General features: G+C 57.7%; 5 protein-coding genes and 1 tRNA gene. 4 read left to right on the top strand and 2 right to left on the bottom strand.

The genetic code is table 11. The features are described 5' to 3' along the window. Window positions 1-6: 6 nt before the first annotated feature. Both PLH32_15195 and pelA read left to right on the top strand, forming a co-directional pair. On the top strand, window positions 7-3651 hold the full coding sequence (locus tag PLH32_15195; GenBank protein ID HQJ65956.1) for a pectinesterase family protein: 3645 nt from the start codon (window positions 7-9) through the stop codon (window positions 3649-3651). A gap of 74 nt (window positions 3652-3725) precedes the next feature. After that, window positions 3726-6296: a pectate lyase gene (gene pelA, locus PLH32_15200; protein HQJ65957.1), complete on the top strand. Its 2571-nt coding sequence runs from the start codon at window positions 3726-3728 to the stop codon at window positions 6294-6296. A gap of 66 nt (window positions 6297-6362) precedes the next feature. Here pelA and PLH32_15205 read toward each other — a convergent pair whose 3' ends face one another. Beyond that, entirely contained in the window at window positions 6363-7571 is a 1209-nt protein-coding gene (locus PLH32_15205; GenBank protein ID HQJ65958.1) for a glycoside hydrolase family 27 protein, read from the bottom strand. Between the two features lie 572 nt (window positions 7572-8143). Between PLH32_15205 and PLH32_15210 the strand changes: the two genes are divergently transcribed. Together PLH32_15210 and PLH32_15215 are read left to right on the top strand one after the other, a co-directional pair. After that, window positions 8144-10912: a T9SS type A sorting domain-containing protein gene (locus PLH32_15210; protein ID HQJ65959.1), complete on the top strand. Its 2769-nt coding sequence runs from the start codon at window positions 8144-8146 to the stop codon at window positions 10910-10912. A 199-nt stretch (window positions 10913-11111) separates the two neighbouring features. Then, window positions 11112-11185, top strand: a tRNA-Arg gene (locus PLH32_15215). Window positions 11186-11360: 175 nt separating this feature from the next. On the opposite strand, the gene PLH32_15220 is transcribed toward PLH32_15215, so the two are convergent. Continuing rightward, the coding region (locus PLH32_15220; GenBank protein ID HQJ65960.1) for a BACON domain-containing carbohydrate-binding protein at window positions 11361-15951 on the bottom strand (4591 nt) is incomplete at its 5' end.

Raw genomic sequence — 15951 nt, forward strand, 5'->3', positions numbered from 1 at the left:
GGTAGTATGAACCGTTATTTTACTTTGTTCCTCGCCCTGATACTGGTACTGCTGGCCGCCGGCGCCATCATGGCCCAGGCTCCCGCCATAGTCCACTGGAGCCTCAACGCGACCGACAGCGCTAGGGTTTCGGCGGTCTCCGGCAACGCTCGCGGCCTCACCCAGACCCACGGCGATTCCTTTATGTGCCGCGACTATGCCAACGGTCCGGGACCCGATCAGCGCTGGTATCCCTATAATTTTATTACCAAAAAAGCCATCATGTGGGGCCCGGACACGACCCAGAACAACAATATCTGGGTGCAGTTTGCGGCGCACCCCAAGGCTTACAATGATTTTCACGCTGATTCGATGACCATCTACCTGGGCGCCAAAGGTACCGACAGGCTCCGCGCCAACCTCTGGTACGATACCCATGCCGATTTCTCTAGCCCGGTCGCGCTGAACAGCACTCCCCTGGTTTTGAAAAAGGACGGCGATTCGCTCTTCACATTTATTCTCGACAAGGAGGTGCCAGAAGGCGATACTCTCTACGTACGCGTCTATGCCTGGAACGCCGGCCCGGCCTCGAACAGCAAATACCTCTATATGCGCCTCTGCACCATTTACGGGACAACGGTGGCCAATCCGATTCCTGCATCGGCGACCTGGGCTTTGACTAATCCCGGAACCGGCGGCACCGGCCAGACCGTCGCCACCGCCGGTAATGTTCTCGCCGCGGACGAGAAACTCGTCAACATGAACATCAATGGGTATACCGGTTACAACAGCGCCCAGCGGCTGCGCATCATCTCCGCGCCGGGCAAGTATGAGTGGCCGGCCGCGCAGCTGACCCAGATCGATTCGGTCTATGTCGAGTTCTCGGTCTCTCCCAAACTGGGCACCCGATTCACAGTGAATACGCTCAGCATGGATCTTGGCTGCCATTCGATCAATAACTTTAAGGCGAACGTCTGGTACTCCAAAGATCCCTCTTTTGCCAATCCGGTCCAGATCGTCTTTCAAACCGCAGATACCGTCAACAACTATCTGCCGCGTGGTCCGGATGTTCCTGCCTATACGGTAACCGCTCAGCCCGGCCTGCTTGTCGAGCAGGGAGAGACCTTTTATCTCCGCGTCTATCCCTGGGTGCATAACAATGCCACCGTCAGCTCGGGCAAGTATTTGACCATTCAGAATGTCCTGATCGGCGGCGTGAGTGAAAGTGCCCCGATGCCCTCCTCGGCCACCTGGGCGTTGACCGATCCAAACACGGGAGGCACCGGCAAGACGGTCACCACCGCGGGCAAGGTCACTGCAGCGGATGAAAAACTGGTTAACCTTAACATCAATCAATACACCGGCTACCATGCTGCCCAGCGGCTGCGCATCATCTCTGCGCCAGGCAAGTATGAATGGCCGGCCGGGCAGCTGACCCAGATCGATTCGGTCTATGTCGAGTTTGCAGTCTCGCCAAAAGCCGGTGCCAGCTTTACAGTGCAATCACTCTCGCTCGACTTGGGTTGCCATTCGATCAATAACTTCAAGGCAAATGTCTGGTACTCCATAGATCCCTCTTTTGCTAATCCAGTGCAGGTTGTTTTTCAAACCGCGGATACTGTCAACAACTATCTGCCGCGCGGTCCGGATGTTCCTGCCTATACGGTAACCGCTCAGCCTGGCCTTCTCGTCAAACCGGAAGAGACCTTTTATCTCCGGGTCTACCCCTGGGTCCATAACAATGCCACGGTCAGCTCAGGCAAGTATTTGACGATCCAGAATGTCGTCATCAGCGGCCTCGCGGAAGGCGGCGCCGATTACGAAATGCCCCTCATCGTTACCAGTCAACCCACCTACATCTCCACCACGTTCGCCACTGCCGGCGGAACCATTCCATCTGATGGCGGCGCCCCGGTGACCGCCCGCGGAGTGTGCTGGAGTACCCTCCCTGCTCCGACCACCGCCGACGCCAAAACCGTAGACGGCGCAGGCTCCGGCGCTTTTGTCTCCCATGTGACCGGTCTCACTGCCGGTGTAAATTACCATCTGCGCGCTTACGCGACCAATGATGCCGGCACCGCTTACGGCGAAGAGATGACCTTCAAAACCCTCGATTCGCTGGTGGTCCCGACGGTGACCACGGTCGCTGTCAACAATATCATGGTCAAATCGGCCAAGAGCGGCGGTACCGTGACGGAATGGGGGGGCAGCGACGTCATCGCCCGCGGCATCTGCTGGAACCTGACCGGTGATCCGACCGTCGCCGACAACAAGACCGAAAACGGCACCGGCATCGGCGCCTTTACCAGTTCGCTCTCGGCCCTGACGGCCAGCACCACCTACTTTGTGCGCGCCTGGGCGACCAACGCCACAGGAACCGGCTATGGCCAGGTCGAGACCTTCACCACGCAGGCGCCCGCTCCGGCGGTCCTTAAGGTCGTCGCCCAGGATGGCAGCGGGGATTATACCACCGTCCAGGCCGCCTTCAACGACGTGCCCGATTTCTATACCGGGATGTGGTGCATCTATGTCAAGGCCGGCACTTACAGGGAAAAGCTGATGCTTGCCCAGAACAAGACCAACGTGGTGCTCAAGGGCGAGAATGCCATGACCACCATCCTCACCTATGACGATTATTCCGGCAAGGCGGGCGTTGGCGGTACCTCCAACAGCTACAGCACGGCGATAGAGGCGGATGATTTCACCGCGATGGACATCACCTTCCAGAATACGGTCAAGAACGACGGCACCTTCAGCGATCAACAGGCCGTCGCCCTGCGCATCAACGGCGACCGCGGCGCCTACTACAACTGCCGCCTCCTCGGCTACCAGGATACCTACTACGCCTGGGGTGGGCGCGGCACCGTACGCACCTACATGAAGGAATGCTACATTGAGGGTTCGGTCGATTTCATCTTCGGCCGCAACATCAACGTTTTTGATCACTGCGAGCTGCATGTCAATCGCCATTCCGGTTGTATCACCGCACCCAGCACCGATGCCACCTCCCGCTTCGGCTTGGTCTTCATGGACTGCAAGATTACCGCCGATTCGGTAGGATTCGACGGCGTTCCCATCACCAGCTTCCACCTTGGCCGACCCTGGCAGGGGAGACCCCAGTGTGTCTATCTCCGCTGCGACGAGCCCGCCACCCTCAGTCCTGAAGGATGGACGGTTATGACCGCCGGCCTCAATCCCTTCTTCGCCGAATATCATTGCTTTGGCGGAGGTTCGAATTTCTTCGGCCGGATCAACGGCGGAATCCAGCTGAGCAACGCGGAGGCGGCGGAGTATACCATCGCCAATATCTTCGCCAAAACCAGCAACCCCAACCTGGGATTTGACTGGATGCCCGAAAAACCAGTTTTCACTGGAATCGAGTGGAGCAAGGGACCGGAAGCGCTCCCGATGGTCTATGAACTCTCCCAGAACTATCCCAACCCCTTCAATCCGGTGACTACGATCCACTATGCCCTGCCCCGGAGCAGCCATGTGCGGATCACTATCTACAACATCCTCGGCGCCCGCGTGGCCACCCTGGTAGAGGGCCAGCAAGCGGCGGGGCGCTATTCGATCCGTTTCGATGGACTCAACCTTGGCAGTGGGGCCTACTTCTATCGCATCGATGCCGGCACCTTTCATCAGACCAGAAAGATGCTCTTGCTGAAGTAGACTTCTCTGCCATTCGATGGACTCCGGGCACGCTGATGGCGTGCCCGGAGCTTCTCTTGAGAAGGATCCTTCCTATGCCAATACTATCCCGGAGCTTGCTCCTGGCGTTGATGCTGGCCGGAACCGGCTTCGCACGGCCTGACGCTGTACAATCCCCGGCCCGGCTCACCAGCGGCGGCGTTCTGTCCATCCCCGATGCCCCCTTTGGTTTGGCCGGGATTGATTTGCCCACCATCCCGGGACGGGAATTCAACATCCAGGCCTATGGCGCAACTGGGGATGGGATGGCCCTCAATACCACTGCCATCCAGGCGGCCATCTCCACCTGTTCCCGCTCCGGAGGCGGCCGCGTGATAATTCCCTCCGGCGTCTGGCTGACGGGTCCCCTGAAAATGGAGAGCCGCGTCGAACTGCATCTCGAGAGCGGTGCCCTGCTGCTCTTCTCGGCGGACCACAGCCTCTACCCGGTCATTCAGACCCCGTCCAAATCGTTCGTGATTGCCTCCCCGCTCTATGGATTCGGACTCGAGGATATCGCCATAACCGGTCCCGGGATCATGGACGGGGCGGGAGAGAGCTGGCGGCCGGTGAAAAAAAACAAGACCACCGCCAGCCAATGGAACGCCCTGCTTCAATCCGGCGGTGCCGTTGATGAGAAGGGCAGTGTGTGGTGGCCCTCCACGGCGGCCATGATGGGCGAGGCCTATTTGAAAAATCTCCAGGCTTCGAAAGCGAAGAAAGAGATCACGGCGGCGGACTTTCTCCCGGCCCGTGATTTTCTTCGTCCCTATATGATCTCCTTCATTGATTGCAAGCGGGTGGTGGTCACCGAGGTGACGATCCGCAACTCGCCCAAGTTCGCCCTTTGTCCCGCCTGGTGCGATCAGCTGGTCATTCAAAATATTAAAGTGAATAATGAATGGTGGGCCCAGAACGGCGACGGCATCGACATCAGCGCCTGCCGCCATGTGCTGGTGGAGGGATGTACTGTAAGTGCTGGAGATGATGGCATTTGCATGAAATCGAGTGCGCGCAGGGGCCGCTCGGGTCCGGCGCTCGAAAAGGTCATCGTGCGCGATTGCATCGTCTATCGGGGCCATGGCGGATTCGTCGTCGGAAGCAACACCGAGGGCGGGATGCGGGATCTGCTCGTCGAGAACTGCACCTTCATCGGCACCGATATCGGCTTGCGCTTCAAGAGTGCGCGCGGGCGCGGCGGCGCAGTGGAGAATATCCGGATCCGCAAAATCCGGATGAGCGGGATCGTCAATGAGGCGATCCACTTCGATACGTTTTATGAAACCGAATCCGCCGATACCCTGATCCAGCCGGTGACTGCAGAGACGCCGCTCTTTCGCGGCATCACCATGGAAGATGTCCGTTGCGCCAGCGCCGCCCGCGCCATCGTCATGACCGGCCTCCCCGAGCAGCCCATCCAAGATATCGTCATACGCGAGAGCGCCTTCACCGCCTCTCGGGGGATCAGCCTCACCGATGTCAGCGGACTGAGCCTGACACAGGTCCGCTTCCATACCGGGCAGGGACCACTCCTCACCGCCAAACGCTGCAGCGGCATCACCATCGATGGGGTACCCTTTTCGCAGAGCAGCAACGCACGGTTTGGCTCGGACATCTGGCGCCAGCTGATGCACCATGACGACGCGTGGTTTGCAACCGCCGCGGCAGGCGCCGCTGCGGAGCAAGTGCTGCTCTACCAATGCCCCTGCGGCGGTTGGCCTAAGAATATCGATATGGTCCGGCCGCTCACTCCGGAGGAGAAGCGCGCTCTGGCCGCGGCTCCACCGGCCGATACCGCCGCGACTATCGATAACGGTGCGACCTGGACCCAGCTGTTGTTCCTTGCGCGGGTAAACGCTGCAGCGCCCGAGCCGCGCTTTATGGATGCCTTCAAGCGCGGCCTGAACTATTTGCTGACGGCGCAGTACCCCAACGGCGGCTGGCCCCAGTTCTATCCCCTGCACCAGGGCTATTACTCCCACATCACCTACAACGACGACGCCATGATCGGGGTTCTGACACTGCTCAAGGAAATCGCCGATGATCAGCCGATGTACCGTTTTATCGATCAGGATCGACGCCGCCTGGCGGCGCAGGCGCTCGAAAGGGGCATTGGTTGTATTCTCAAAACGCAGTTGACAGAAGGGGGAAAACGGACCTCCTGGTGCGCGCAGTACGACGAACATACCTTGGCACCGGCGGCGGCGCGGACCTACGAGCTGGTCTCGCTCAGCGGCGAGGAGTCGGTCGGGATTGTGCGCTTTCTGATGTCGCTCGATCATCCCGATTCCCTGATCGCCGCGGCTATCCAGGGGGCTGTCGCGTGGTTCGAACAGGTTAAGATCACCGGCATCCGGGTCGACCATGTCGCGGATGCCTCGAGTCCCTACGGCTACAACAAGGTGGTGGTTGCCGACTCGACCATGCCGCCAATGTGGGCACGATTTTACATCATCGGCTCGAACCGCCCCTTCTTCAGTGACCGGGACGGCCGGATCCATTTCGACCTGGCCGAAATTTCCTCCGAGCGGCGCAATAAGTATGCCTGGCTCGGCTATTGGCCGCAAGCATTGCTCGAGAAGGAGTATCCCGCCTGGCATGCGCGATATGCAGCACTGCACCCCTGACGACTGCTGGCCGGTCTGTTCTTCTCAAGTCGGCAAACACCCTTCCCTGGCGGAGAACGCCGCCGGTTATTTTTTCACCGGAACGAGCCGGAAGAGCCGAACATCATGAGAGGAAATCACCGCTGAAAAAGGACGACGGGTGCTTCCATTTTCCTTGTGGGCCCAGAGATCTTCAAGCCTGAAGGCCGAGGATGCAAAATCGATGTTCCTCCCGGAAAGGGTATCACTGATCTTCTCCGTTTTCCAGTCGAAGACCACGCTTTTTGAAAGACGGCTGCGGTTGAGAAAGCAGACCGCCCACGCATTATGCACCAGGGGCTTGAACCAGACCTCGACACTGTCGATTGCTGAATAGCGGAAGCCCTGGATGCCCAGCGCGTCCTGATCAACGGCGATGGCATCCGCGTTGGTCAGTATTGCGCGGGTCTCTGGTGACATGGAACCGAGATCGTTTCCGGCCATCAAAGGGGCGGCGAGCATGCACCACATGGAAAAATGGGCGCGGTCTTCAGCCGCTGTCATGCCGTTTCCCACCTCCAACATATCCGGATCATTCCAATGGTCCGGACCCGCATGGTTGCGCAGACCCTCCTGCAGATCGAGAATCTGCATTACTCCCAGCGATTTCCAGCTGCCGTGGTCCTCGATGCCGTCGAAGATAGCGGTGATATCTCCGGTAGTGCGCCAGAGATGCCCGACCTCAGCGGCCCATTCCCAGGGTTTGCTGGTGCCCCATTCGCAGAGGCTGAGGAGGATGGGCCTGCCCGCGGCAGCGAGCGCCTCACGCATCGTGATGTAGGCTCCTTTGGCATTGAGATCGTCGGTGTAGCACCAGTCATACTTGAGATAATCCACGCCCCAGCGGGCGTATTGCAGGGCATCCTGGTACTCATGACCCCGGCTGCCGGGCCGGCCGCCGCAAGTCTTCCAGCCGGCATCCGAATAAATGCCAAATTTCAGCCCCTTGCTGTGGATATAGTCGGCCAGAGCCTTCATGCCGGAGGGGAATCGGACTGGATCCGGCTGGATAAATCCATCGGCATCCCGCTGGCCGTGCCAGCAGTCGTCAATAACGATGTAACGGTATCCGGCCGCCTGCATGCCGCTGGCAACCATGGCATCGGCCGTGCTGCGGATAAGGTCTTCGTTGACATCGCATCCGAATTTGTTCCAGCTGTTCCAGCCCATCGGCGGCGTCAAGGCCAAACCGGCATATTTCTGAGCGAACAGGGACGTGAAAGTAAAAAGCGACCAAACCAGAAACCATTTTCGCATGGAGATTCCTTTCATAACGGTCAGAGGGTACGAAACGAGAGTATGCCGGCATGCCCAGCCCTTCAGCTGGCAGTCGAAAAAAGCAACCAAGAACCAGACGGAATAAAAGGCTGGTAAAATGTACGATTTTAAACGGTAAGAGTCAACCGGCGAGGATTACGGAATGAAGATTGACCGGGCTGAAATTGTCATAATATGGTGTCGCTGTCATAAAAATATGACGAAATATGGATTAAATTACAAAATTACTTGTTACTGACATTATATCGTCATATATTATATACGACGGCATGATTTTTCAGAATCGTTTGACCTGCTGTTATTTAGCATCAGGTTTTTCTCGGTGAGGGAGGTGAGAAGGAAGGCTTGTACGGGTAACGGATGATGGGTTTTTTCTAGGGTTTGCTTTCCTGGGGATTTTTCTCTTCACACTCGCGTATCACATTGGCATCGATCTCTGCATTAATCGTTTCACACACCACAGGCTTATTCAGCAGCGCTCCAGCAGGGGACCAATATCCGGACGCTTTAATTCGGTATTGTCTTTTGATTTCGGACAACAGGAGGCAACGATGCACATGCAAAGAACGCTCACCCGTTATTACCCTCTCCTTGTGCTCATCCTATTCGCCACATTGGGCCTGCACAGTGCTGCTCTGGCCGAATGCACCAACCTTTGGTTCACCAAGGGGGGATGCGGCTCAGCTGGAGTGACTCATTTTCAAGCCGGGGATGTCATCTATTTAAATGGGACCGATTTTCCTCCGGGACCGACCGAATATACCATTTACGGCCAGCCCGGCTCGTGTGATGAATACGTCACCATCGTCCGGCAAGTCTATACGGTGGATGCGACAGGCACTTTTTGTTTTGCAGCCTATTCGGTCGCGGACGATGATTGCGGCGAATACTCTGTACAGATGGGGGAATGCTACAATCTCTTCACGGTCGACCGTACCAGACTGCAAATCATGGATCTCTCTCTCCAATCCCATTGGCAGGAGCGTATCGACTGGACGATTCACAAGGCGGCCCAACCATCGCAAATTGATCTCTTCACGGGCGATCAAGCCGAAGTGGGATACACCATTTCGGTCGACAAGACCACTTCTGTCTCTCCGGCCACCATCTCCGGTGCCGTGACGCTGCAGACCACCGGGCCTGCTCCGACCGGATTCTCTCTTACCATCACCCTGAAAAGAGATAACGCCCCCATCGATCAGGTCGTGATTACCACATTCTCGCCCGGCGGGACTTATCCCTTCAGTTTCACCCTGGCCTCCCCTGCACCTGGAACGTATGATGTGGATGCGGTTGTGGCGATCTCCAATGGCATAGGGGATTCGAAGGCCGGCTCGGTAGTGCTGACGCTGGAGTCCAGTGGGTACCCCTCCATCCATGTAGTGGATGGAACCCGCAACTGGCTGTTCGATGACGATGGTACTGCAAGCTATTCGGTCATCTTCAGCTGCGATGCCGACGAGGGCGGTCAGTCCAACACAGCGACCATCACCGAAACCGGCCAGAGCGCTATGGCGACAGTCACGATCAACTGTTACGCTCCAGAGGTGAACAAGACTGCGGATCCCCGATTCACGCGCACCTATCATTGGAGCTTGCAAAAGAATGGCGACAAGCAGGAGGAGCGCGTCCACTTTCTGCTGCCGGTCGATCCGAATGCAGAGTTGCCGTTCACGACGGTTAATTATACCGTGGTGGCCGACATCACCGGGTACACCGATAGCAACTGGCGGGTCTTCGGCGAGATCACCATTCACAATCCGGCACCCATCCCTGCAATTCTGCAGAGCGTCAGTGATGTGATCTCCGGCTTCGGCGCACTCGCGGTGAGCTTCGGTGTCACCTTCCCGTACACGCTGGCCCCGGGCGGCACTATCACCGGCACCTATAGTACCTACTTGCCGGATGCATCAGCGCGGATCAATACTGCCACGGCAGAGCTGGTCAATCATTACTATTCGCTGGCCGGAGCCGCGAACAGCATCGGGACGACCTTCTTCAGCGGCCAGGCGGCGATCAATTTTGGCGCTCCGTCCGAAGAGGTCGACAAGTGTGCTGCTGTCCGTGACAATCTTGCCGGCACGCTGGGGACGGTTTGTTTTGGAGATTTGCCGAAAACCTTCCGGTATTCCCGCCAATTCGGCCCGTGGAATCCCGAGGAGTGCGGCGCGAACTTTGAGCGCGGCAATGTCGCCACCCTGGTAACCGGGGATACCGGCACCAACCTGACCTCGCAGTGGACGGTGATCATCCGCATCGATTGTGACGAACAGCGCAGGCCGCTGGGACTCAAGGCCACCTGCATCGATCCCCTCGCCTACCGCCCGGTGATCCGGGTGCATTTTGAGGTTACCAATCCCAACGGGTTTGCAGTTGAGATCCCGCATGGCCTCAACAACGCCCTCGAACCCGTGGCTTACCAGGGTGAGCAGCCGACCCTCTTCCCGCCCGGCCTCACAGAGTGGGAAGTCGAGATCGGCCGGCATGAAATCCTGCAGTGGCTGCTCGATGGCTCCATCGCCACTGCGAGCATGAGGCTCAACATCTGCAGTTACGCTACTCAGGATGATGTCTATATCGCTGGTGTCGGCGTTTTTTATGATACCAACAAGAACGGACGCTATGATCCGGGCGAAGCGCTGCTAGCGCCAGACTTTGAGGGCAAGATCGGTGAGATCTATCTGATCGATGTCGAGGGCAAGACCGTCGATTCCCGGGCCCTGGGCAGTGAACCCTTTATCCGCGCCGGCCGCAGCGTCAATTTCAATTTCCGGCAGCTCTGGGGCGAGTACTATCTCGTTCCGCAGCTGAGTGTGCCGCTGCCTGCTGGATACCGTATCTATCCCAACTACCGGGTGGTCCATACTGATGAATTCCCGTCGCCCTTCTACAGTCTCGATAATGATTTTGGACTGGTACCCTCCGGTTTTGCCGCCGATCCCGCAGCGAATCAGGATCTGCCCTGGATCGCAACGCTCGACTGGTACCTGAACCATCCGGTCAAGCCCAGTGTGGCCAAGTCCGCTTCCGAACAGGCTCCGCTCGCGGTGGTGCCCGCCAATTTTATGCTGCAGCAGAATTACCCTAATCCCTTCAATCCGTTTACCACGATCGGCTACGATCTGGCCGAACCCGCTCGGGTGACGTTGACGATTTATACCGTGACGGGGACGGTGGTTGCGCGTCTGGTTGAAGAAGAGCAGTCGGCAGGCAGCTACTCCCGAATCTGGGATGCGGCCCAGAATCCCAGCGGCATCTACTTTTACGAACTCAAAGCTGGCAGTTACCGTCAGGTCAAGCGGATGCTGCTGATGAAGTAAGACTTGCCGAAGAACCGGGCTCCCTCGAAAGAGGGAGCCTTTTTATTATGCGGGTTTTCATCCGGACAATGCAGCCGGATGAGGCGTTTGGCACGACGGCGAAGCGGTTCCTTAATGATTAGTGTTGCAAATCAGTCCAATAATTATTAACTTTTTTCGTTGTGCCCATCCAGCGCGACGCTCTGATCCGCCCAGATCTGCCCCTATAGCTCAGCTGGATAGAGCAGCGGTTTCCTAAACCGTTGGTCGCAGGTTCAAATCCTGCTAGGGGTACAAAAAAAGCCCTTGATGCGCTGCGCGTCAAGGGCTTTTTTCTAGTAGACCGCATTATTTGCAGGAGCGTCCGGTAAATGGTAAAGTGACCGTCACCTCGGTACGGACAACAACCCGCCGCAGGGACTTAGAGTCCTGCGGCTGTGCCGGATGGGTTCCTCTCCGCACGGCCCCCTTAGCGCAACAGCAGGATCTTTCGCGTATCCATCCGGTCTCCGCTGATCAGCACGCAGATATAGACCCCGGCGGGACAGGGGAGCCCTGCCTCATTCCGGCTGTCCCACGTGAGACGATGCAGTCCCGCCTCGGCAAAGCTGTGGAACAGGGTCCTGACTTTTTGCCCCAGTACATTATACAGCTCCATCCTCGTTTGACCCGGGCGCTCGAGGGTGAACTCGATTTCTGTGGTGGGATTAAAGGGATTGGGATAATTTTGGCTGAGCATGAATCCCTGAGGCAGCGGCCGGGTTTTGCCGAAAACCGCCGTCACCGATTGAATGGTACGGCAGAACTTACTATTACGGGTTCCCGCCAGGATGTACCCATTCCTGTCAATGGCCATTGACGTAATTTCGAGACTCTGCAATCCGGTATTGAATGGTTTCCAGCTGGTTCCACGGTCTGTTGAGCAAAAGATGCCCGAATCGGTTCCGGCAAAAACGAGTCCGCTTGGCTCGGTTATGAACGAGCGGATGCTGCGGCTTGTGATCCCGTTGGTGATCAAACTCCAGTTCGCGCCATTATCGGTGGAGCGAAAGGCGCCGTCGCCCATGGTTCCGGTGTAAAGGGTCCCAGTGGAGTCCACAGCGAGGGTGAGCACGCGGGAATTGACCTTGAATCCCTTGTTGATTGAGACCCATGTGGCTCCGTTATCGGTCGACCGGAACAAGCCATTGGACCAGCTCCCGGCGAAGATATGTCCCTTGGAATTGATGGCCAAGGCACTATAGTTGGTGGAAACCTGTCCGTTGTTAAGGAGGGTCCAGGTATTACCACCATTGGTCGATTTGAACAAGGCACCATTCCAGGTACTGGAAAAGATCTGATTGCTGGCGTCGATGACCAGCGCGCTGTTGTTCAAGGCCTTGAGGTCGTTATGGACGACGGACCAGTTCTCCCCGTTGTCGGTTGAGCGGAAAATGCCGTTCATCACACTGCCAGCGAAAAGGACGCCATCGGTGGCGACGGCCAGAGAACTGATATTTAGATCGGTCAATCCCTTGTTGACGGGGGTCCAGCTGTTGCCATAGTCCGTCGAACGAAGGATGCCACTGCGCTCGCTGCCGACAAAAATGGAATTGTCGGCGCCTACGGCTATAGGCGAGATGGACCCGATCGCCAGGTTATTTACCTCTTCCCAGGTGTCCTTCGTCGTGAGAAAATACGCGCCGGCAAAGGTGATGGTGTCCCGGCCGGCCAGCGTTAAATGCTCTTCGGGTGGAGAAGAATAGCCTGGCACCGCGCCATACCGGATCGTATACTCGCCGATGGGCACATTCGCGATCTCCATTTTCCTGCCTGTTCCGACATAGATGGACGGCCCTGTTATGGAGAAGCTGGCCTGATCCAGATTAGTGGTAACCTGGATAGTTCCGAACTTGGGGGATCCCGACTGGATGACGGATATACTCCGGTTCAACCCCGCTCCACTGACGATAACCGTTCCCTGGCGCAAACTGGCTGTGGGATTGGCGGTGACGGCAACGGTCAAGTGGCCATCCAGCATCCCGCTTGCCGGTGATACCGTGATCCACGGGACCTCTCCATGCGCGTTCCAACTCAGGTTAGCGTGCAGCGTTACCATGTTTTGGGCCGAGTCCGCACTGAAGGTCAATTCGCCTGGCGAGACCGTCAATATCGCCGCGGCACCCGCTTGCGTAACAGTCAGGGTCCTCGACAGGCCGGCACCTGAAATGGTCAGAATGCCATTGCGTGGGCTAACCAAAGGATTAGCCGCCACCGAGACGGTCACAGTCGTATCATGGTTACCGCTGCTAGGTGAGACGGTGACCCACTCCAGGGTGTCCAGTACATTCCAGGTGATGTTAGCCGTTACGGAGAAAGAGGCGCTGGAAGATCCCGCGTAATAAGAAAGCGTGGGAGGGGAGAGGCTCAATATCGCAGGTGCGCCGGACTGGGTGACGGAGACGATCCTGGTCAGACCGCCTCCCGTGATCGTCACCGTCCCTTTCCGGCTGTCCGTTGCGGGATTGGCTGCCACAGTGACGATCACTGTGGTATCATTTGAACCACCCGAGGGCGATACGGTGATCCAGGAAGCATCATTACTCGCACCCCAATGGACATTGGAAAAAACCGAGAATGGGATGCTGGCCGAAGCTGCGCCAAAAGAAAGCGCCAGCGGTGTAACCGTCAGGACCGCAGCGGCACCGGATTGAGTTACCGCAACGGTTCGGGTTACTCCGCCTCCGGTCACAACGACAATACCCGTCCGGGAACTGGTGGAAAGATTGGCTGTGACACTCACCACGAGTGTGGTATCGTTCTGACCGCTGGTGGGCGACAAGACGATCCATGCCGCATCGGCCGCCGCAGACCAGGATACATTACTGGTTACCGCAAAAGATTTCTTCGATGATTCGGCACCAAAGGCGAGTTCCGGCGGCGCAAGGGAAAGGGCTGCGGCTGAACCGGCTTGTGAAACGGAGAGTGTCCGGGTCACGCCGCCGCCGATGACAGTGATCACTCCGCTACGGATGGTAGTGGAGGGATTGGCGGATACATGAACCGTCACATCGGCATCATTCGGTCCGCTGATCGGAGTGAGGGTGATCCACGGGGTGTTAGCGCTCGCCGACCAGGGAACGTTGGTTGTGATCGAAAATCGGGAACTCCCCGAATCAGCAGCAAAGGAAAGACCGGGTGGATCGAGCGTCACAGCTGGTGCTGCGGCCGATTGGGTTATATTCACGCTTCGGTTAATGCCCCCTCCTGAAACAGTCACCGTTCCGCTGCGGGCGGTGATCGAACGATTGGACGAAACCAGGATTGACACCGAGCCATTGTTCACGCCATTGGCCGGCGATTCGAAGATCCAGGGGGCATTGTCGCTCACGCTCCAGCTGATATTGGAGGTGACCATTATGCTCTTGCTCGTCGAATCCGCCTCAAATGCGAGACTGCCCGGATTGACTGTCAATACAGCCGCATCTCCGCTTTGAAGGATCGTAACCGTCCGGGTGATCCCAGATCCGCTTAAGGTGATCGTCCCGGTACGGGAGGTGGTTCCCGCATTGGCGTTGACGGTGACGGTGGCTACGGCATCATTTGCGCCACTAGCCGGTGTGACGGAGAGCCAGCCGGCGTCATTAGTTATCTTCCATGATATATTTGAGGTTATGGCAAAGGTGGTACTGCCGGGTCCCGCGCCGAACGAAAGGCTGACCGGTGAAGCCATCAGAGCAGCAGGAGCGCCGGATTGTGTCACCGTAATGGTCCTGGTGAGGCCCCCCCCGGTTACAGTTACCGTACCGCTACGGGAGCTGATCGACGGATTAGCGGTCACCGTAATGGACACATCCGCATTGTTTGTGCCGCTTACAGGCAACACGGACATCCATGCCGCATCATCGCTTATGCTCCAGCTGACGTTGGAGGTAATGGAAATGGTGGTACTGGAGGACCCGGCGCCAAACGAGAGACTTATGGCAGACAGAGTCAGGTTTGCGGCAATACCCGATTGTGTGAGGGTGACCCTTCTGGTAATGCCCGCGCCACTGACGGTGATGGTGGCGGAACGGGCGGAGGGGCTATTATTCGCTGTATAGTCAGCATGCAGTGTGTTATCGCCGTTGCTGTAGGAGGGCGATAGCGTCAGCCAATCTGCATTAATAGCAGTGGTCCATCGGATGTTCGCCTGCACGCTGAAAGAGGTCCTGCCTGCATTGCTGAGCACAAGCCGGCTGTCAGGCGTTACGGTGAGATAATCTGCAGCGTCCTGCACGACCGTTACCGTTCGCGTGATTCCGCCACCGGTGATGGTAACAGTGGCGGTCCTGGCCGATGTGATATCGTTGTCCGTAAAAGAAGCCGTCAGAGTGGCGTTATTGCTGCCGCTGGACGGGCTCACCGTCAACCATGCCATATTGTCCGAGACCGTCCAGCTTGTGTTGCTGGCAACACTGAATGAAGTAGTGCCGGCGAATCGGATTACAGACTGGCTGGCCGGAGTGATGGTGAGGTAATAAGCTGCGGCCTGGACCACGGTGACAGTGCGGGTGATGCCGCCGCCGGTGATGGTTATGGTTCCAGTCCTGGATGTTGTGACATCGCTGGCTGTGAATGTAGCGGTCAGGGTAGCGTTGCCGCTACCGCCTGATGTGCTGAGGGTCAACCAGGCGGCGTCATCCGATGTGGACCAACTGGCATTACTGGCGATGCTGAAAGTGACGCTGCCAGCCGTATTGGGCACAGGTCGGCTGGCTGGGTCAACCGTCAAGTAATAGGCCGCGGCCTGGACCACGGTGACGGTGCGGGTGATGCCGCCGCCGGTGAGGGTGATGGTGCCGGTTCTGGTGGTTGTGACATCGTTGGCGGTGAAGGTGGCGGTCAGGGTGGCGTCGCCGCTGCCGCCTGCTGTGCTGAGGGTCAGCCAGGCGGCGTCATCGGAGACGGTCCAGGCGGTGTTGCTCGCGATCGAAAAGGTGGTGGTGCCGGCGGTATTGGCGACCGACTGGCTGGCCGGGGTGACGGTGAGGTAATAGGCCGCGGCCTGGACCACGGTGACGGTGCGGGTGATGCCGCCG

This window comes from bacterium (genome assembly GCA_035419245.1).
Classification (GTDB): Bacteria; Zhuqueibacterota; Zhuqueibacteria; order Residuimicrobiales; family Residuimicrobiaceae; genus JAKPUX01.